This window comes from Shewanella sp. YLB-07 (assembly GCF_009377275.1).
The window spans coordinates 71,290-92,429 of record NZ_VOQB01000002.1 but is presented as its reverse complement, the minus strand read 5'-3'; the positions used below and the strand labels follow the sequence as shown (position 1 = coordinate 92,429).

Annotated in this window: 10 protein-coding genes; 2 read left to right on the top strand and 8 right to left on the bottom strand. The window is 46.6% G+C overall.

Going from position 1 to position 21,140, the window contains the following annotated elements; genetic code table 11:
- Window positions 1-31 precede the first annotated feature (31 nt).
- The 5 genes from FS373_RS04420 to FS373_RS04400 all read right to left on the bottom strand — a co-directional run bounded on the left by FS373_RS04420 (window position 32) and on the right by FS373_RS04400 (window position 11,317).
- Window positions 32-2,536, bottom strand: coding sequence for a glycogen/starch/alpha-glucan phosphorylase (locus tag FS373_RS04420; protein WP_152828840.1), 2,505 nt, complete (start codon window positions 2,534-2,536; stop codon window positions 32-34).
- Entirely contained in the window at window positions 2,526-4,664 is a 2,139-nt protein-coding gene (gene glgX / locus FS373_RS04415; RefSeq protein WP_152828839.1) for a glycogen debranching protein GlgX, read from the bottom strand. The genes FS373_RS04420 and glgX overlap by 11 nt, the downstream gene beginning before the upstream one ends.
- Window positions 4,651-7,032 (bottom strand): 1,4-alpha-glucan branching protein GlgB, encoded by a 2,382-nt coding sequence (gene glgB, locus FS373_RS04410; protein ID WP_152828838.1) that lies wholly within the window; start codon window positions 7,030-7,032, stop codon window positions 4,651-4,653. Before glgB ends, glgX begins: the two co-directional genes overlap by 14 nt.
- A gap of 113 nt (window positions 7,033-7,145) precedes the next feature.
- Complete coding sequence (gene malQ / locus FS373_RS04405; protein ID WP_152828837.1) at window positions 7,146-9,341, bottom strand: 4-alpha-glucanotransferase; 2,196 nt, start codon at window positions 9,339-9,341, stop codon at window positions 7,146-7,148.
- 809 nt (window positions 9,342-10,150) lie between these two features.
- Entirely contained in the window at window positions 10,151-11,317 is a 1,167-nt protein-coding gene (locus tag FS373_RS04400) for a porin (protein ID WP_144047616.1), read from the bottom strand.
- A gap of 607 nt (window positions 11,318-11,924) precedes the next feature.
- Between FS373_RS04400 and yiaY the strand changes: the two genes are divergently transcribed.
- Entirely contained in the window at window positions 11,925-13,073 is a 1,149-nt protein-coding gene (gene yiaY, locus FS373_RS04395) for an L-threonine dehydrogenase (RefSeq protein WP_144047617.1), read from the top strand.
- A 312-nt stretch (window positions 13,074-13,385) separates the two neighbouring features.
- Here the strand turns inward: yiaY and FS373_RS04390 are convergent, their stop codons facing one another.
- The 3 genes from FS373_RS04390 to FS373_RS04380 all read right to left on the bottom strand — a co-directional run bounded on the left by FS373_RS04390 (window position 13,386) and on the right by FS373_RS04380 (window position 20,090).
- Complete coding sequence (locus FS373_RS04390) at window positions 13,386-15,437, bottom strand: cation:proton antiporter (protein WP_152828836.1); 2,052 nt, start codon at window positions 15,435-15,437, stop codon at window positions 13,386-13,388.
- A 154-nt stretch (window positions 15,438-15,591) separates the two neighbouring features.
- Window positions 15,592-18,711: an efflux RND transporter permease subunit gene (locus FS373_RS04385; protein WP_144047618.1), complete on the bottom strand. Its 3,120-nt coding sequence runs from the start codon at window positions 18,709-18,711 to the stop codon at window positions 15,592-15,594.
- 200 nt (window positions 18,712-18,911) lie between these two features.
- Complete coding sequence (locus FS373_RS04380) at window positions 18,912-20,090, bottom strand: efflux RND transporter periplasmic adaptor subunit (protein WP_144047619.1); 1,179 nt, start codon at window positions 20,088-20,090, stop codon at window positions 18,912-18,914.
- 561 nt (window positions 20,091-20,651) lie between these two features.
- On the opposite strand from FS373_RS04380, the gene FS373_RS04375 reads away from it, so the two are divergent.
- Complete coding sequence (locus tag FS373_RS04375) at window positions 20,652-21,014, top strand: cytoplasmic protein (RefSeq protein ID WP_144047620.1); 363 nt, start codon at window positions 20,652-20,654, stop codon at window positions 21,012-21,014.
- Window positions 21,015-21,140: the final 126 nt, after the last annotated feature.

Here is a 21,140-nt window from a genome sequence, read left to right as displayed (position 1 = left end):
TTAATGATTGCAACTTTAGGGTATTGCATGATTAAGCTTTCCATATTTCATCTCTGTAAGCAGAAATGGTGACATCACTCGAAAAACGCCCACTGCATGCTGTGTTGCGTATGCTCATCTTTGTCCAACTATCTGGGTCTCGATAGGCACTCGCAGCCCGCTGCTGAGCCTGTCGATATGATTCAAAATCCGCCGCCGTCATCCAGGGATCTGTTGGCGACTTGATACTCTCTATGATGGTGTCGAAAATACCGGATTCGAGTAGATTAAAATGGCCACTCTCCAGCAGCTCCATGACTTGCTTCAGCGCTGGGGACTCATTAATAAAATGCTCTGGCTGGTAATCTTCTTGCAGTGAACTGACTTGGCTGGCATTTAAACCAAACAGAAAGAAGTTCTCCTCTCCCACCTCTTCTAGCATCTCAATATTGGCGCCGTCTAAGGTGCCGATAGTCAGCGCGCCATTCATCATAAATTTCATGTTGCCTGTACCCGACGCTTCTTTACCTGCGGTGGAGATTTGTTGGGACAAGTCCGTTGCCGGACAGATCTTCTCCATGGCACTGACGTTGTAATTTGGCAAGAAGGCAAACCTGAGGTAGGGCGTGATTTGAGGATCGGAATTGACCATGTGGGCGACATTATTGGCAAGTTTGATCAACAACTTAGCCATGGCATATCCAGGCGCGGCCTTGCCACCGATCAAGACACACCTGGGCACTAATGCGTCTGTGTTACCTTGCAGGATCTCATGATACAAGTGAATGACATGCAGTATGTTGAGCAGCTGACGCTTATATTCATGAATGCGCTTAACCTGCACATCGAACATCATTTCAGGCTCAAATTCGACGCCACACTCTTTGGCTATCATCAAACTGAGTTCACGCTTATTGGCCTGCTTAACCTCACGCCACTCATTAATCAGTGCCTTATCCTCGGTGAAAGCGCTCAGGGCATGTAAGTGCTGCAGATCTCCGACCCATTGCCTCCCCAAGCGTTTTGTCAGTAAAGCGGCCAGCCTAGGATTACAGTGTGCCAACCAACGTCTCGGCGTCACACCATTGGTCTTGTTATTAAACTTTTCCGGCCAAAGCTCATAAAAATGTCTAAATAAACCCGATGTCAGTAGCTGAGTATGCAAGCCAGCGACCCCATTGACCGAGAAGCTGGCAACGATGGCAAGATAGGCCATACGCACATGAGGCTCACTGCCTTCTTCGATGATCGACATCTTGGCCAGCATGTCACCATCTCCGGGCCAGTGGTGAGCCACATGATCCAAATATCGCGCATTGATCTCATAGATGATCTCTAAAATTCTGGGGAGCATCTGCTCGAACATACGCACGGGCCAACGCTCTAACGCCTCGGGTAACAAGGTGTGATTGGTATAAGCCATGAAGTTGGTGGTAATTTCCCAGGCCTGATCCCATTCCAACGCATAATGGTCCAACAGCAAGCGCATCAACTCAGGGACGGCCACACTAGGATGCGTGTCATTGAGCTGCATCACATTGGCCTTAGCAAAGTCACTGAAGTCACTGCCATTGTGTTTTATCCAGTTATTGAGCAAGTCTTGCAGACTCGCCGAGGATAAAAAATACTGCTGCCTAAGCCTAAGCTCCTTACCGTTCTCGCTGGCATCGTTGGGATAGAGCACCATAGTGATCTGTTCTGCCAAGTTTTTTCTGGCAACCGCTTCGGTATAATCTCCCTGATTAAACTCGGATAAATCAAAATCATCTGTGGCTTCAGATTTCCACAACCTCAAGGTGTTAATGCGGCCATTGCGATAACCAGGTATCGGCATATCATAGGCTACCGCCTGCACATCTTGAGTATCCACCCAAGTGACATGCCGCCTGCCCAATTTATCGATATAACTTTCTGTGTGCCCAAAGAAGGGCACTGTGACATTATGATTGGGCACCCTGACTTCCCAAGGGTTACCATCTTTAAGCCAACGGTCGGGACCCTCTATCTGATAGCCATCGACAATTCTCTGGGCAAACATGCCGTATTCGTAACGGATCCCGTAGCCGGTAACCGCTAAGTCTAAGCTGGCACAACTATCGAGAAAACAGGCAGCGAGTCGCCCTAAACCTCCATTCCCAAGACCGGCATCATGCTCTAAACTCTCCAGAGACTCCAAGTCGACAGCATATTGACTCAGGGCCTCACGACTCTCATCGGTCAATTCCAGATTCAATAAGGCATTGCCTAATGCGCGTCCCATTAAGAATTCCAAAGACAGATAGGCGACTTGTTTAGTCTGATATTGACTGTCTTTGGCTCGGGTCTGTCGCCAGTTATCCAGCATCAGCTCTTTCACGCTACTTGCTAAGGCATGAAACAGATCGTGCTGAGCATACTCTTCCTGACCCAATCCATTATTCATATAACGACTCAAAGAAGCCGATAAGGAATTACATGGCTCGCAATCTTGCTGGAGTTCTTTAACTTCATCCTTAAGTGGCTTATCCGATGGCTTAGCTTTGGACACGCCTTGGCGTTTAGGGGTACTAACACTCATGAACAGGCTCCTTAAATTCGGCATAAAACAGCATCAAGCTTCGATCTTGTAGGCGATATAACGAATGTAAATTCGTAGCAAGTGAGACAGACTCAGGATTTAATTCACTGTCTTGAGTGTGTAACAGACAGCGCCAGGGAGACAGGTTCTCAAGCTCAGGCAAACAAAAATCCAAGCTTTTCTCGTCTGTGTTAAGCATCAAGAGGAGTGCCTGGCGACAGCCCTTTTGCGCCTCAAGCTCACCACTTATCACCAGACTCAGACTGCGAGTCTGGGTCTCACTCCACAAGGCTTTGGTCATCACGACCCCTTGACGACAAAACCAATCGAGTCCGGGTGCATCCACATTGACACCCTCGTGTATGTATTGGCGATGGCAAAGCAAAGGGAAACGTTTTCTGAGATGAATTAACTTGCGGGTAAACTGCAGCAGTGCATTACTGCTGATGTCTTGTTGCCATTCCCGCCAGCTCAGGGGACTGTCCTGACAATAGGCATTATTGTTGCCAGATTGGGAGTGACCGACTTCATCTCCGGCGAGCAACATGGGCACGCCTTGAGACAGAAACAGAGTCGTGAGTATATTGCGGCACTGTCTTGCTCTTAGGCCATTAATATCAGGGTCATCCGTGACACCTTCAACACCATAGTTATGGCTGAAATTTTCCTGGTGTCCGTCGCGATTGTCTTCGCCATTGGCCTCGTTGTGTCTCAGGCTGTAACTAACCAGATCCATCAAAGAGAAGCCATCGTGGCTGGTAACGAAGTTAATACTGGCGGCAGGCGCCCTGCCAGAATGTTCAAATAGATCACTGGAGCCGTGAAAACGTCTGGCAAATTCGGGCAAGATCCCAGCATCCCCACGCCAGAAACGACGAATGGTATCGCGATACCTGTCGTTCCATTCGCTCCAGCCGATGGGGAATTGTCCCAACTGATAGCCACCCGGACCTATGTCCCAAGGCTCAGCAATCAAGCGGATCTGGCTCAGCACAGGATCTTGAGCTAAGGCGTCGAAGAAGCCGGACCCGGTATCGAAGCCATGGGTTTCACGGCCCATACAAGTCGCTAAATCGAAACGAAAACCATCGACGCCCATCACTTCCACCCAATAACGCAGCGAGTCCATCACCAATCGCAGTACATTAGGGTGAGCAATATTGAGTGTGTTACCGCAGCCGGTATCATTGATGTAATACCTAGGTTCACTGGGACTCAAACGGTAATAGCTTAGGTTATCTATGCCCCTGAAACTGTAGGTCGGACCGAGACGATTGCCCTCGGCGGTGTGGTTATAGACCACATCTAAGATCACTTCGATGCCCGCCTTATGAAATTCAGTCACCATATGACGAAATTCAAACACATCATCACCACTCAAATAGCTCTGGTGCGGGGCAAAAAAACCTATGCTGTTATAGCCCCAATAGTTACTCAATTTCTTCTGTTGCAGGAAAGGCTCATCGAAGAAACTCTGCACTGGCATAAGCTCGACACAGGTGATGCCTAAGTTGGTGAGGTAGCTTATCGATTCAGGACTGGCGAGTCCGGCGAAGGTCCCCCTGTGATGTTTGACAATACCCGGATGCAACTGAGTGAAGCCTTTAACGTGCAGTTCATAGATGATGCTGCGCCTCAGAGACAGTGATACCTCCTCCTGGCTATAACTTTTTTGCACCGGGATCACGGGTCCAAGCTGGCGATAATCTACCACCCGACACTTTGGCATACTGGCAGCATTGTCTGTCGTGTCGAAGGAGAGATCTTGTTCACTATCTTCGAGTATGTAACTGTAATGGCGTGGGTTATCACTGCACTCGCCCACCAATTGCTTTGCATAGGGGTCGAGCAGGAGTTTATTGGCATTAAACCTGTGCCCGGATAGCGGTTGAAACAAACCGTCGACGCGATATCCATATAGCAGACCTTCCCTCGCCCCTTCAAGATACCCATGCCAGATATGTTGCGACTTTCTCGGCAAGATAAAACGCCCGATCTCATCATGACCATGTTCGTCGAATATACACAGAGTGACCTGAGTCCCATGGGCCGAAAACAGGGCAAAGTTGACCCCGCAATCATCGACACTCGCCCCTAATGGATAAGGCTTACCGTTAGTTAGCTTCATCAGGCTCACCAGTCTGCTCTAACCCTATGGTTAAGTTAGTGGTTAAGCTAGTGGTTAAGTTAGTAGCTGAATCAATGACTGAGTGACTGGTTAAATGAGATGGCGATAAGACTAAACATCCCAGAGGCGGTACAGTGATCAGACTGCTGTGAGGCATGTTCTGATAAGGCATATTCTCGGCTAATATCACCCCAGTATTACCCACCCCACTGCCACCATAATACTCACTATCGCTATTGAGCAGCTCTCGATACTCGGTGCCCAATGGCAAGCCGATGCGAAAGCCATGGTGAACTTGAGGCGTCATATTGATGACAAATATCAAGTGCTCGTCTGCGGACTCGCCATAGCGGATAAAGCTAAACACGCTAGCCTGGTGATTATCGCAATCGAGCCATTGAAATTTATCTGCCAGGGTGTCTTGGCTGTAAAGTGAGGGCTGACTGAGGTACAGGTGATTAAGGTCTTTCACCCAGGCCTGCAGCCCTTGATGCGGGGCATACTGCAGCAGATGCCAATCTAAACTTCGCTCATGACTCCACTCGTCTCTTTGGCCAAACTCATTGCCCATAAATAGGAGCTTCTTACCCGGGTGCCCCCACATGAAGCCGAAATATGCCCGTAGGCTGGCAAACTTCTGCCAGTCATCACCTGGCACCTTATGTAGCAATGATCCCTTGCCATGAACCACCTCATCGTGGCTCAAGGACAAGATAAATTGCTCACTGAAACAGTACATCAAGCTAAAGGTCAGCTCGTTATGATGATGACTCCTGTGGATTGGATCCCGGCCCAGATAGCGCAGGCTATCGTTCATCCAGCCCATGTTCCACTTGAAGCCAAAACCTAAGCCAGACTCATCGACCCGTTTCGTCACTCCAGGCCAAGCGGTAGACTCTTCGGCGATCATGACGATCCCCGGAAATGCCTGGTATAGACGCTGGTTAAGGCTCTGCAGAAAGCTAATGGCCTCTAGGTTTTCCCGCCCTCCCTCAGCATTGGGGAGCCACTGCCCCGGCTCACGGCTGTAATCGAGATATAACATGGAGGAAACGGCATCGATACGCAGGCCATCGAAATGAAACTCATCGAGCCAATAGCAAGCATTGCTCAGCAGGTAGCTTTGCACTTCGCCGCGGCCGTAATTATAGATCAAGGTATCCCAGTCAGGATGCTCCCCCCGCCTGGGATCTTGATGCTCATACAGGCTAGTGCCATCAAACTGGATTAGACCATGGGGGTCTTTGGGAAAGTGTGCGGCCACCCAGTCGAGTACCACGGCCAAGCCCGCCTTATGGCAGGCATCGACAAATGTTTTCAATCCTGAAGTATCGCCGAATCTATGGCTAGGCGCGTACAAGCCCACAGGCTGATAGCCCCAAGAGCCATCGAAGGGATATTCACTGATAGGCATCAGCTGCAGATGGGTAAACCCCATCTCTTTAACATAAGGAATGAGCTGCTCGATGAGATCTTGGTAATTCAGAAAAAGCTCACCCTCATCTCCCTTACGTCGCCATGAGGCGAGATGAACCTCATAGGTGGAAATTGGCTGGTGGTGCCATTGCTGAGCTTTACGGTACTCTAGCCACTCTTTATCTTGCCAGTTAAAATCTTGCTTAAGGGGTATCAAGGAGGCATTCCCCGGCGCAGCTTGCATGGCTTTAGCGTAGGGATCCGATTTCTCTATGCACTCGCCATACTCAGATATCAGCTCAAACTTATAATGTGCTTTCTCATTAACATCGGGAATGAATATCTCCCATAGGCCATTGGCCAAGTGCTGACGCATCACATGCCGAGTCCCGTCCCAATGGTTAAAATCTCCCACCACAGACACGCGCCTGGCATTGGGGGCCCACACACAGAAATTCACCCCATCGACTCCCTGGCTCTGCCGCCAATTAGCCCCCAACAGGTGATAAGCCTGCTCTAAGCGTCCCTCAGCAAACAGATAAATGTCGTCTCGATTTAACAAGCTTGGAAACTGATAGGGGTCGATGATCTCTTCGACGCTCAAGGGATATTCGACCCGTAATTTATAGAGGAAAGGTTTCACCCTTCGCCCTATCACCCCGGCAAACAGACCGGTTTCATTGACCCGTTCTAAGCTGGCAAGCTTACGTCCGTCCTTAAGGCTAAGCACCTCGACACTGAGGGCACCAGGTAATAAGCAGCGCACCACCAACCGCTTTTTAACCTGAACGGCTTTAGCTTCGGCTTGCTTGCCTTTGGTGTTTTTTGTCGGCGTACCGCTCGGGTTTTCCAGTAGATGCATGCCTAACAGAGAAAACACATCGCAATATTCACCATTAAGCAGCGCAATATCCGCGCCGTGATGAAAGTGAGGGGCATTTTGAGTCATCATTTATCTTCCATTAACGTTAAAATTTATCAGGCTAATCACCTGTTATGCCGATACACTGCTGTAAATACATTCCAGCTGGGCTTTGCGCATTCAGGCACCAATAGTTAAACTCCCTAGCCTTCTGAGTTTCTCGCCGCCCTTATCTGCTCTAGCAGGAGCTTCACTCGTGGAGATTCCTTTATAGCCGAGAGGCTAATAGGCAAGCGTCGCTGCCAATTGGGATACTCATGCCAGGTTCCAGGGATATTCACGCTGTGTATGTCGCCAATGAGATCGCTAAGCTGCACGCTAAATAAGGCCGAACGGCTCATGGCTGAGGCACTGATCCAGGCCTCAAGTAGCGCCTCAAACTCCAGACTGTCGACGGCGGTTTTATCGATACAACCAAGACTCATCAGCAAGCTAAGCAACTGCTGTTTCTCAAGCTCGCGGCCGTTCAGCGCATCGCCCAAGGCGTCATCATTATCGATAAGCTCAAGTTGACGTCTTAGATGCAGATCGCTGGTAGACCACCACGCGGCTAAGTTAGGCACATCGTGATTGGCCAGCATCATTAAACTGTCTTGTTTATGTTTACTGGGACTCATGAAACCATTGCTGTGCTTACAAAAATAGAACAGCTGATTGGAATAGATTCCCGAGGTTCGCAGGCGCTGATCCATCTCGGGGGGAACCAGACCGAGATCTTCTCCTATGATGCAGCACCTGGCTCGCCAGCTTTCCAGACATAGAATGGCAAAAAGACTGTCGACTGGGTAATACACATAGGCTCCCTGCCCGTTATTCTCATCCAATGGGCACCACCACATTCTCAGCAAAGACATCACGTGATCGATTCTCAATGCACCACAGTGACGCATGTTGGCTCGAAGTATGGAAATAACATATTGAAAATTATCTTTTTTCATTGATCGTGGTTTTAAGGGAGACAGGCCCCAGTTTTGTCCCTGAGGCGCAAATGGATCCGCTGGTGCTCCGATACTGGCACTGAGGCAAAATTGCGACGGGTTTTGCCTGACTTCAATCCCTTCTGGGTTAGCGCCCACGGCGAGATCCCGTATCAAGCCTAATGACATCCCAGCTTGCTTGGCACTCGCCTGGCAGGCACAGACTTGCTCTTCGGCAACAAACTGTAAGAAACGATAGAAGTTGAGATTCTTGGGTAAGTCATCGGCAGCTCTCGCCGACTCAAGCTCGACAAATTGAGTCAGTGCTTGCCCTTCTCTATGCACAAAATCATCGAATGCTTGCCTCCTGACCAATGTTTTTTTAGATTTTGACTGACTAAAGGATTGATACAAATGGATAAAGGCGCGATATTTAAGCTGGGTCAACTGGGGATAATCCAGCCAATTGTCAATATTGATTGCGCGCCTTAGACTCTCAAACTCATCTGACTGCAACTTAGATTTTACTTGGGCATACTCAGGAACACCTTGAATATGAATATAGAGGGGATTAATTCTGCGTCTGTCACTGGGACTATACGGGCTCACCTGTTCTGGCTCAGCGATATCTAAGGCATGCAGCGGGTTCAACTGAATAAAATCTCCCCCATGCGCGGCCACCAACTCGATAATTTCAGTTAAATTGCCAAAATCTCCAATACCCCACTGACAGTCACTGCGTAGCGAGTAGAGCTGAATACTGAGCCCCCAAGGACGAGGTTGAGCCTTCGAGACCTTGTCTTTATCTGGATTTATGTCTGAATCTATATCTGAGAGTCTAAATGCTTGTCTTGGGGCCATCATGACGATACCCGAATACCTGTGTATCCCCGCGATTAACTCGGCGCAGTGATAGCCTAAACCCAACCTCATCTCAGGAGAATCAGCTTGCGACCCGACACAGGGCTCTGTATTCACCTTGGCATCTTCTGAACTGACAGGTGTTAGCTTCAGCAAGGATAAGCGATAGTGTAAGTATTGAGTCTTGCCGATGTGATAATCACCGACTATCTGCATATCGGACGGCAGCACGCTAAGACTGAATAAGCAGCCCGACTCACTTAAGATCCTCAGCGTCAATTCATCTTGATAACCATAGGGCAGATACAAGCTAACCTCAGGCTCATCCAGATAGGTATGCTGAAAACCATGAAGCCCTAAGGTCCATGGTTTAGCATCGAGTTCATGAATACGCCGCTCCAGATACCCTGCATCGATTTCACCTCGAGTATCAACTAATTTATCCAGCATGCACCTCAATACTCCCTCCCTGTCCTGAGCAGGGATACGGATATTCTGACCACTGAAATTGATAAACTCGGCACCGACGCCCTGCAGATACAGTAACTTTTCCAGCCCCATACTCGTCGTCCTTATACGAAATAAACATACCAATACTCATTGACATTCACGGCAACAGAAAATACCAAGATGAGGTACATTCATGTCAAACAGATGACAGAGAGATTTTATTTAAAATAAATGAACTTAAACATAAGTAGACTACTTATAATATGTAAATAGTAGACAACTACTATTTACATATTATAAAAAGCACTCTAAAAACAAATCACCCGGCAATAAATAGAAAAACAAATTCAGAATCAAAGTACACATAAAGAGCATTGACCAATAAATAAAATTCATAGGCTATTTTTATTATCATTATTAAACCAAGTCAATGTATTTCTGTAATAAAATTACGAAAATACATTTTAAATTTAGAAGGGACAAGATTAAACAGCGAAGAAATACTTGAGCAACACAATTAAAATCAAAATCTTACAAGGTAAAGCATCAAGAAAAATCGAAGGTGGAAATTAATTTCAGTGCTAATACTGAATAAGGATTAAGTTAGTCTTATATTTACTTAAGCTATAAGCTTATAATTAAATATATATGAACTCACACCTAAATAAGATGAGAAAACTCTTTTCATTACAAAAAACAATACCACTTACAACACAGAACCAATAAAAATAAGGCTTATAATTAAAAGAGGGATGGGAGTATAACCATTTTATATGAAGTAGCGCCCCCTTAATAGATAACGCTATATATTAATACTAGCCATTAGTCGAACAATCTAGATATAAACTTAATAATACTTTAGCCATAAAACCGCTTACTTTTAATATAGCGAGTAGATAATTATTTATTTTAAGCAGACGTTAAAACTGCCAGTCTTTAGAAAAATCATATCTAAAACCTATACTCCATGAGTCAAAGTCATTTAGGTAATCATAATCTTTGGCTAGATACTCAAGGTGAAAACGTAAGCTATCATCTGGTTGCCACTCCAGAGTGGTGTTATAACCATCATACCTTTGACTCAACAGTGCTCCTCGACCATCGTCAAAATCAAAATAGCCTAGCTTCACTCTGAACTGCTCGCTAATTCGATAAGCCGTGGAGACATCGAGAGTGTGACCACTACGGTCTTTAGAAATGGCATCCCTTTGGTAACTTTTATCTTGATAGGCAGCGGCTAAATATAATCCATTATTAAAATCTTGAGCTAAAGATACCGCCCAGACTTCATCTTCTCCCGTTGTGAAATTACCCTCGATACTATCTTGCATTAGATAGGTCACAGCACCATGAAAGCCACTTTGGTCGTAACCTAAACCTAGGTTAACCAGATCGGCACCATTACTGCCGCTTTCACCATCAAATTGAGATGCAGCGAGCCAGCTAAATCCACCGGTTTGAAGTCGATATGTGACCATATTGTTGACAAAGAAAATACCTTCTGCATCATAAGAGAAAGGACTATTTGCATGATTGAAAATATCCACATACTCGGCGATTAACAGGTATTGTGGCGGTCTCTGTTTTCCCACAGCGACTCGGCCATAAGGACCACCGACTGCGACATAGGCTTTCCTGGCTGTGCCAAAGTCGCCATTATTGGAGATATCAATCCCCCACTCACCATGTAACTCTGCAGTCCAACCCGGCATAAACTCATTGGTTGCTTTTATCCCTGCACGGGAAAGTGCATCCCGAACATCCCAGAAGGTTTCAGCATCTTCATCAAAATAGCCGAGAGTGGGTCGCATGGTGGCATAGACACTTAATGTATTATTGAGTGGCTTCTCAGGCATGGTGGAAGGCTCGGCCTCTTCAACTTTTGTTACTTGCTTCATACTAGCTTGCTTGGCTTTTTCAGCCTCTTGGGCTTGCTGGGCCTTCTCAAGCGCTAACACTTGTTGCTGAAGTTGCTCTATTTGCTGCTTCAACATCTCTAAGCTACTGTCTGAATCTGCAGCTACCGCATTAGAGGTGATCACAGAGAAAAACGTTAAGATAAGGATAATCAGAAATATACTTCGCATAAAACCTAACCACGTAAGCAGGCGATAGAAAAAGTATAGACTATACTTTTGAACATAAAACCTAGAGGTTATCAGCTTATTTATATTCGTTTACACCCACCCTGCTCAACTAGGAATCGATACAATGAAAATCAGAACAACATTTTCTGTTGCCTCTGGCGTCGTCATCTTGATCCTAGTTTCCTTACTTTCAATATCTACCGATATCGCCGTGTAAGAACACCTTAGAGGAAAAACCCAAGCCTCTATCGAAGATAATGCTTCTTTACTCGCGGCAGGGATAAGCAACTGGCTTAGCGGGAAAAGTTCTCAGAGAACCAGATAGAGTCTAATATTCAACTTATCGAAGAAGTAAAACAGCGGCAGTTGCTGCTCAATAAGTTCACCGTGTAAGCCTTTCTCCTTTATCGATGTAATCACAGACAGACTAATTCACCACCTTTGTCATAAATTTACAGATTTAGTTGCCCAGATCTAAGTTTGTAACACTCCTTCCCCTGTCTAATCCACTTTTTAGAGTCAGATCACACCTTTCCCTGTTTAAGATTGGTAATTTGGTAACCAGAAATGATAACAACTTTTAACATTCGAGCATAAAGGTGATTTTATGGCTGCTAAATTTTATATCCCATCTGTCAATGTGTTAGGCAAAGATGCCGTCGACGATGCCATAGGTGATATCAAGACCTTAGGTTTTCAACGCGCACTCATTGTTACCGATAAACCCTTAGTAGAGATTGGCTTAGTCGGTCAGGTCGCAGAGAAGTTAGGCGCCGCCGGTATCGTGACAACCATCTTCGATGGCGTACAACCAAACCCAACTTGCGGCAATGTCGAAGCGGGTCTTGAGCTACTCAGAAGTAATGACTGTGACTTTGTCGTCTCTCTCGGTGGTGGCTCTCCACATGATTGTGCCAAAGGTATCGCCCTCGTTGCGACTAATGGTGGCAGCATCAAGGACTACGAAGGTCTGGATATGTCCGCCAAGCCACAACTTCCACTGGTTGCCATCAATACCACAGCTGGCACGGCGAGTGAGATGACACGTTTCTGTATCATCACAGATGAGGCCCGTCATATTAAGATGGCAATCGTGGATAAACACACGACTCCTATCTTATCTGTCAATGACCCAGAGTTGATGCTGGCGAAACCTGCTGGACTCACTGCGGCAACCGGTATGGATGCACTTACTCACGCCATCGAAGCCTATGTGTCTATTGCCGCAAACCCAATCACAGATGCCTGCGCCATCAAGGCAATAGAACTGATAAAGGCTAACCTGATCGAGGCGGTCGATAATGGTCAAAATATCGATGCCCGTGACCAGATGGCTTATGCCCAGTTCCTGGCTGGAATGGCATTCAATAACGCCAGTTTAGGTTATGTGCATGCCATGGCTCACCAGCTAGGCGGCTTCTACGATCTACCACACGGGGTTTGTAATGCCCTCTTGCTACCCCATGTTCAACAGTACAATGCACAAGTTGCCGCGCCGCGCCTAAAAGACGTAGCTAAGGCAATGGGCGTAGATGTATCAGCCATGAGTGATGAGCAAGGTGCGACAGCAGCAATTGAAGCCATTAAAACACTGGCTACAGCGGTTAAAATCCCAGAGAATTTGACTAAACTGGGTGTCAAAGCCAAAGATATCCCAACATTGGCTGATAACGCTCTGAAGGATGCATGTGGCTTTACCAACCCTAAGCAAGCAACACACGCAGAGATCTGCCAGATCTTCACCAATGCGCTCTAATGCGAGAGTGATTGGCTCGTAAGCAGTCAGTCATTTATAAGCCTATCTCCGGATGGGCTTTTTATTGCGAAAAACGGTCAGATACAAGATGACACGTATGATAAACATTCAGTGCCATTGTAAATAGGTGAGATTGATTATTCGAGATGGTAAATTTGTGACTTATCTCTAGCAAAGGCTTATACACTTGTTATAGAGTGGTGAAAGTTAGCTTTTTCCCTGCAAAGAATCAGCAAACTGCAAGGCCCGCTCACTTTTTAAGTGAGCGGGCCTTGCTTATTTTTACGGGCTAATACACTGAAATAATAAGGTTCAGACTAGCTGATTCAGTTTCTTGCTCTCATGCATCTTGAGCTCTACCTCTTCGATAAGCTTCTCGGCATCGACTTCCGAGATCATGCCTTCATGGGTCAACTCCTGGATCTTTTTACGTTCTGTATTGAGCAATATCCTTAAGGCCAGATAGGACTCTACCCGCTCAACCAGATGGGGCGAGTCCTTACGAAAATCATTTAAGGTTTTATCGGCAAATTGATTAACCAGGCTGACTTGCTGCAATACTTTTTCCAGCTGAACAGCCTCTAAAGACAAGCTAGGAGCGAGTTCAAGAATATAAGCACTCGCCTCATACAAGCCTCTGGCACTCTCGAAGGTAATGACATGCTGCTTGTAACTCGCGGCCCGTGCATAGCCTCCTATTATCGGCATTTTTGCACACTGATTCGCCCATTTAGGAATATGCCAATGCTTGGTAATGGACGGTCTGGGCCAAATCTGCGGCGTCCCATCTAGCGCCTTCTCTATTGCGCCGATTAAGATGTGGGTTGCATCTTGGCTAAGGAGACCCTTAGCAAATTGATTCCAATAAAATTGTCGCTCAGATTCCAGTAGCTTTCTTTGATACTCCACCTGAGTATCTATGCTTTCTTCCTCCTTATAGGGCGTCGCTACGGTGATAATATTGCGATCGACCATCGACCAATTAACCGCCTTCAGATGTTCATCTTGTTTAAGGCTCTCCCTTACCTTGGCTATTTCATCGGAGATCTTATGCTGCACCTTAGCAAAGGTCTTCTGCTTGGCCTTCGGCAGCTTGTCCAGCCCAAGTTTTGCCATCACAAAACGCATACTCGAGCCGTTGACCACTATGGTGAGGACCACTATACCCGCTGTGAGAAACAGCACCTGATCCCGTAGCTGAATGTCTAAAGATTCATTCGTCGCCACGATTAAGGCTAATGCTAATGAAACAGCCCCCCGCAAGCCCCCCCATATCAAGACGATTGATTTCTCCTTGGTCAAACCTATGCCTATTCTGGCTAAGATCGGCATAAAACCGACGATCACCATGGTCCTGATGACCAGTATTCCGGCAAAGATCACCGCTAAGTATTGCCAATTAGCGAGATCGGCGAGTCCGAGTCGAGTCGATATAACCAGACCCACTAAGATAAATATCAAGGTGTTAAATAGATAAGATAAGGTATGCCAGAAGTGATGCAGGTGCTCCATCACTTCGGGGGAGAAACGCGTTCGACCAGGGCCTGCGTATATGAGTGCCAGTGTGACCACACTCACCACACCCGATGCGTGAAATACATGCTCAGACAGATAAAATACCAGATAGGGCAAGACCAGCGTCAGTGCGATCTCTATTAGGCTGTCATTAAATAAGGAGCCGATAAACATCAGGCTGATTGCCGCGACAACGGCACCGATAAGCACACCTATACTAACGACCCGAGTAAATTCACCTATCACGTGCATGAAACTCAACTCGGCCTGTGCCTGAGTCGCTAGCCCCAAAAATAAGGTAAACAAGACGATGGCGGTACCATCATTGAGTAATGACTCCCCTTCGATCAGCGTTTGCAGCCGGGCTCTTGAGCACATCTCTTTTAGCAAGGACACCACAGCAACCGGATCCGTAGCGCTGACAATCGCACCAAACATCAAGGCTGTTCCCACCGACCAGTGCCAAGGTAGAACGCTGAGACTTAACAAGGCTGTGATCCCAGTGCAGAGCACCATTCCCGGGATCGCCAACAGGGCGATCTGGGAAAACATACGCTTAAACAGATGAACTTCTAACGAGAAAGCCGACTCGAATACCAGAGCCGGTAAAAAAATAAACATGATAAGGTTAGCGTCTAACTGACTAGCAAGCAGAAAGGATGATTTAAGTTCGTGCAGGAAGGGGCTATGAACTTCATAATCCAACACAGAGCCAATCAACATTCCTAAGACTAATAGGGCCACAGAGTATGGAATTGCCGTATTTTTCAATAGCCTGCGTAACAAGATCCCTAATATTATCGCTACCACAAAAAATACTAACAGCTGTAAGGTCATTTGCATGTGCATACGCATCACCTAGGCATTAGTACCGTCTATTAAAAGTAGCTCTAAATCATCAATTAATCACCCTAACCGCATATGCGGGCCCACAAAAAAAGGCTCAGGATTTGAGTCCCGAGCCTGTTGGCTTATCTTGTTGCCGTTTAAACTTAGACTTAGCCTATTCGGCCTTAGCCTTAGCTTTAAACTTCTCCCGCATCGTTTGCATCATCACATAAAAGACAGGAACTAATAGGGTTCCTACGATAGTGGCCGCTAACATACCGCCAAATACCGAATAACCCAAGGCACGTCGACTTCCCGCACCAGCACCTGTGGCGATAATCAGAGGTAAGACCCCGAGCAAGAAGGAGAAAGCGGTCATCAATACCGCACGGAATCTCAATTTTGCAGCCGTCTCACCTGCCTCGAGAATACTCTTGCCCTCTTCACGCAGCTGCTTAGCAAACTCCACGATCAAGATGGCATTCTTACACGCCAGCCCAATCAAGAGCACCAGACCTATCTGTGCATAAAGGTTCAAGTCTGAGCCCATCAACCAGATATTGAGGAAGGCCCCCAATATCGCAATTGGCACGGCCAGAATAACCGCGAAAGGTATAGTCCAGCTCTCATACTGAGCCACTAAGAACAGATAGGTAAACACCAACGCCAGGGCAAAAATCAAGGGCGCTAAGTTACCCGCCTTGATCTCTTGGTAAGTCTGACCTGTCCATTCGAAGGTATAACCCGTAGGCAGAGTCTCATTAGCCGCACGCTCCATGGCGGTAATGGCGTCACCCGAGCTGAAACCTGCTGCGGGGAAACCATTGATGGTGGTCGAGCTAAACATGTTATATGAGGTCATCACATCAGGACCCAATATCGGAGTCACTGTCACCAGTGTACTCAGAGGGATCATCTCCCCGGTGTTAGAGCGGACATAGAAACGCGAGATATCTTGATCAGAATTACGAAATTCTCCTTCGGCCTGCAAGATCACCCTAAATACCTTGCCGTAACGGTTGAAATCGTTGACGTACATGGAACCCAGCATGGTCTGCATGGTTGAGAAAATTTCGTTAAGGGAGATACCTAACGCCTTGGCCTTGTCTCTGTCTACATCCACATACATCTGCGGCACATCGGCACGGAAATTACTGAATGACATGGCAATTTCAGGCTGTTCATTGGCTTTCATGATCAAGGCTCGCATCACAGAAGCTAGCTCCTGAGGCGTTCGTCCCTGAGTATCCTGCAACACAAATTCGAAACCACCGACACTACCCACACCAGGAATTGGTGGCAATGAGAATGCCATGGCTTTCACCGAAGGATTAGCCGCATACTTGGCCTGCAACTTGGTCACTATCGCCGCTTCCACCATGTCGGGAGTATCTCGCTCCTCCCAGCTGGAAAGTGTCACGATCATCAAACCACCATTGGAGGCAACCGAACCGGATAGGATACTAAAACCACTGGCATGGATCACATTCTCGACCCCAGGCTCGGCTAATGTTAATTCAACAAGGTCTCTCATCACCTCTTCGGTACGGTTAAGTGACGCACCATCCGGTAGCTGAATATCCACCATGAAGGCCTTCTTATCTTCCATTGGCACGAAACCTGAAGGCAAGATATTAGCTACGCCTCCCGTTACGGCGAGCAGGCCTACATACACAACTAAGACTAAGGAAAGCTTACGAGTCAGGGATGAAACCAACTTCATGTACTTGCCAGTCACACGCTCAAAATGTTTATTGAAGGTGGCATGAAAGCCTTTAGTATGCTTCTTTGGCCGTCTAAGAAGGGAAGCACACAGAGCCGGGCTTAATGTCAGGGCATTGATCGATGAAATAAGTACCGAGATACATATAGTCACAGAGAACTGGGCGTACATCTGACCCGTGATCCCAGGCATCACAGCCGTAGGGGCAAACACCGCCAGTAATACTAAGGTGGTCGCAATAATAGGCCCTGTGACCTCTTTCATCGCTTTAGATGTCGCTTCTTTCGGTGACAATCCCTCATCTTCCATCAAGCGAGTGACGTTCTCCACCACCACAATCGCATCATCGACCACAATACCGATAGCCAAGATCAGGGCGAACAGAGATACCGTATTGATGCTCATGCCAAAAACCAGCAAGAAGGCAAATGTGCCGATAAGAGACACTGGGATCGCGATAGCAGGTACCAGAGTCGAGCGTACATCCTGCAGAAAGATAAACACCACTAAGACCACGAGTGCAATGGAGATAAACAGCGTTTGCACTACCTCCTTGATCGAAGTTTCGACAAACTCTGTGGTGTCATAGAGAACTTCATATTCCAGGTCTCTAGGAAACTGCTTCGACAATTTGTCCATCTCGGCCTTAATTGCCGCACCAACCTCTAATGCATTCGCATCGGGTGATTGATAGACGGCAATGATGGCAGAAGGTTTATTGTTCAGTCGGCCTTGGGCATCATAAGTCTGAGAACCAAGCTCAACACGAGCTACATCACCGACGATAACTTTAGATCCATCATTGTTGGCGCGGATCATCACCTCACGAAATTCTTGGGGATCCTTCAAACGTCCCTTGGTTTGCAATGTGTATTGGAACTGCTGCTCCGGATCCACTGGGGCGGCGCCGATACGACCCGCCGCTACCTGAATGTTTTGCTCCTGTAGTGAGGCTATGACGTCCGATGCCGTTACCCCAAGACTGGCCATCTTATCCGGGTTCAGCCAGATACGAATGGCGTAGTCCAGCGCTCCGATCACCTGAACTTTAGACACACCATTTTGACGCGCTAAAGAGTCGGTAATATTGAGTCCGGCATAGTTGGTGATAAACAGAGAATCGAACGTCTCATTGGGGGACACCAGATTCACCACCATCAAGATATTCGGGCTCTGTTTCTCAACCTTTACGCCCTGGCGCTGAACCTCAGCAGGTAGCCTAGGCATGGCCTGCTGCACTCGGTTCTGTACTTTCACCTGAGCCATGTCGGCATCGGTACCCACATCGAATGTCACACTCAAGGAGTAGCTACCATCGTTGGCGCTCTTAGACTCCATATAGAGCATGTCTTCGACGCCGTTCACTTCCGCTTCCAATGGCTGAGCTATGGTGTCTCTGACGATATTGGCGCTAGCACCGGAATAACTGGTCGACACATTAATCTGAGGTGGTGCTATCTCAGGAAATTCTGACACAGACAAGATCGGAATAGAGATCAGGCCAACAAGTGTCAGTACCGTCGAAATGACGAAGGCAAACTTTGGTCTGTTGATAAAAAATTCACTAATCATGACATCCCCCTGCCATCTTCAAGGCAAACATTTGATGTGGGCAAAGGCAAACATTTGATGTGGGCAAAGGCAAACTTAGGGCCAAGCCAATAAAAAATTCACTAATCATGACATTTCCCTGTTAGCCAGTGACAAAGGCAAACTTAGGCTAATTTTAGAGCCACCAATAAAAAATTCACTCATATACATTTAGTCCTACTTTACTTAGCATCGCTGGCAGTGGGTGTAGCTTGAGTATCTTGAAATGGCACGATTTCTTGTTCGACAGCATTCACCTTGATACCCGGACGGATCTTCTGTAAGCCATCGACTACGATACGCTCGCCATCTTCAAGACCGCTAAGCACACGCCAGTCGATACCGAAACGCTCACCAAGCTCGACGATGCGCTTTTCTACTTCATCTTGATCATTGAGCACCATGACGAAACGTCCCTGCTGATCTTCCTGTACTGCGGCTTGAGGAATGAGTAAGGCTTTCTCTTTGATGGGGGATTCGATTATCAGAGTCACAAACAGGCCTGGCAGCATTAACTTAACATCGTTCTTGAAAGTTGCTCTGATGGGTAAGGTTCCCGTCGCTGCATCGACTTTATTACTGATGAAATCGATATAACCCGTCTCGTTAAACATGCTGCCATTAGGCAGACGCAGGCTTATCACGATATCTGAGATCTTCACCTCATGTTTTGCCGCCTGTGAGAAATTCTGCCGTGCAGAGATAAGCGTCTTCTCTGCAACCTGAAAGTTAACCCACATAGGTTGCAGCTGAACCAGGTTCGCCATCTCTGAATTTGGCGTAATTATGTCTCCGGTACTGACCTTAGCATTACTGATACGACCGGAAATAGGTGCGTAGACCTTGGTGTAACTAAGTTGTAACTCGGCCCCTTGCACGGCGGCTTCGGCTTGTACCACACCTGCTGCAGTGGTGAGCTTACGTGAAGTTAACTCATCCATATCTTGAGCACTGATCATTCCATCGGGAAGCAGTCTTCTGCCACGTTCCCAATTCATTACCGCCACATCTCTCGATGCTAGTGCCTGCTTAAGCACCGCTTTTTGCTGAGCTAACTCGGAAATATAATTGGCAGGGTCGATCTCAAATAACAGATCGCCGGCACTAACGTCATCCCCCTCAATAAACGCACGCTTGAGTAATTGACCCTGGATTTGAGACTTGATGGTGACATCTTCAGATGCCCTGGTACGTCCTACTATCTCAGACTTTGACTGAATTTCTTTGGTATTAGCCGTATTGACTATCACACTAGGAAGCATTGGGGCTTGAGGCGCCGGAGCCTCTCCACAAGCCGTGAGTTGCACTGTGGCGATGAAAAGAGCGCACCACTTAAAAATTGAAACGGTTCTGGCCAGCATTTAAGCCTCCGGTAGAGTATAGAAATTTAATTTTTATCGAGAAATTATAAGCAGATAAATGCGGCATTAATAGCTATTTACAATTTTATTTCATTTGCATCACATTTCATTCATCACTAAGTGTTCACTCACTGCCTCCTTTGCAAATTGAACAACATATAGCAATACATATGTATCCAAAGATTTTGGATATATAGTCTGTGAATCAAGCAAATGATTTACTGATTATCATCTTTAAACATGAGATACAGAAGTTAGTTAGTATCACCTTTACTGATAGGTATTCATTCTTGGAGTAAAGGACCCGACAACACACAGCCCAATAGTCAATTAGCTGTTGCTTTATTAACCGAAGACGAAACAAGAGTGATAAATAGTTAAAAAGTGAGATCTAGCACAAGGTTATCTGGGTTTGAGTCATGCTAAAAAAGAGTTATAGCAAGTTCACTATTCTCGTTAGGAAGAGACAGTAAACTTATATGAATAAAGACGAATAAAGTTGACCGATCAGAAAAGCAATGTCTATGATGGCATTAGTACTCGCAAACAAGTAGGTAATATATGACAGCAATCTCACATGTATACAACTATACCGTTCGATGCCCACACGTTAAAGATCCTGCACACCCAACAACATGGCAAAATCATGTTGAATTTAATCAATCTTGCGAAATTGGATTAAGCCGAATCACAAAATGGCACGACCGCTCAGGTAACCGTATCTTCGAACTGGATGGATTCGTCGTTAGAGAGGCTGAGGCCGAGAGTGCTTATTTCTCGATGCAAAACAAACGAATTAAAGACGATGGTCATGTGCTGGTGACCTTTAAGATCTTCATGGATGAGTCGACTAAAGATACATCGGTACAAGAGATCATGCAGCACTTGATAGCAGATCTTGATGAAAAACTAGCTAAGCTCTAGTCTGCCAATTGGTATAGAAGCTGTGGGCTAAAACTCCAAATGCTTAATTTAAACTGCCTCTTTTATGAGGCAGTGCACATTTTAAGACTTAATAACCAAGCATTTTCCAAACTCCCGATAAAATAC

Bases quoted from the DNA above. Each gene is read 5' to 3' on its own strand.
- FS373_RS04420 (WP_152828840.1), bottom strand. From the start codon at position 2,536: ATGAGTGTTAGTACCCCTAAACGCCAAGGCGTGTCCAAAGCTAAGCCA.
- FS373_RS04390 (WP_152828836.1), bottom strand. From the start codon at position 15,437: ATGCACATGCAAATGACCTTACAGCTGTTAGTATTTTTTGTGGTAGCG.
- glgX (WP_152828839.1), bottom strand. From the start codon at position 4,664: ATGAAGCTAACTAACGGTAAGCCTTATCCATTAGGGGCGAGTGTCGAT.
- FS373_RS04400 (WP_144047616.1), bottom strand. From the start codon at position 11,317: ATGCGAAGTATATTTCTGATTATCCTTATCTTAACGTTTTTCTCTGTG.
- FS373_RS04380 (WP_144047619.1), bottom strand. From the start codon at position 20,090: ATGCTGGCCAGAACCGTTTCAATTTTTAAGTGGTGCGCTCTTTTCATC.
- yiaY (WP_144047617.1), top strand. From the start codon at position 11,925: ATGGCTGCTAAATTTTATATCCCATCTGTCAATGTGTTAGGCAAAGAT.
- glgB (WP_152828838.1), bottom strand. From the start codon at position 7,032: ATGATGACTCAAAATGCCCCTCACTTTCATCACGGCGCGGATATTGCG.
- FS373_RS04375 (WP_144047620.1), top strand. From the start codon at position 20,652: ATGACAGCAATCTCACATGTATACAACTATACCGTTCGATGCCCACAC.
- FS373_RS04385 (WP_144047618.1), bottom strand. From the start codon at position 18,711: ATGATTAGTGAATTTTTTATCAACAGACCAAAGTTTGCCTTCGTCATT.
- malQ (WP_152828837.1), bottom strand. From the start codon at position 9,341: ATGGGGCTGGAAAAGTTACTGTATCTGCAGGGCGTCGGTGCCGAGTTT.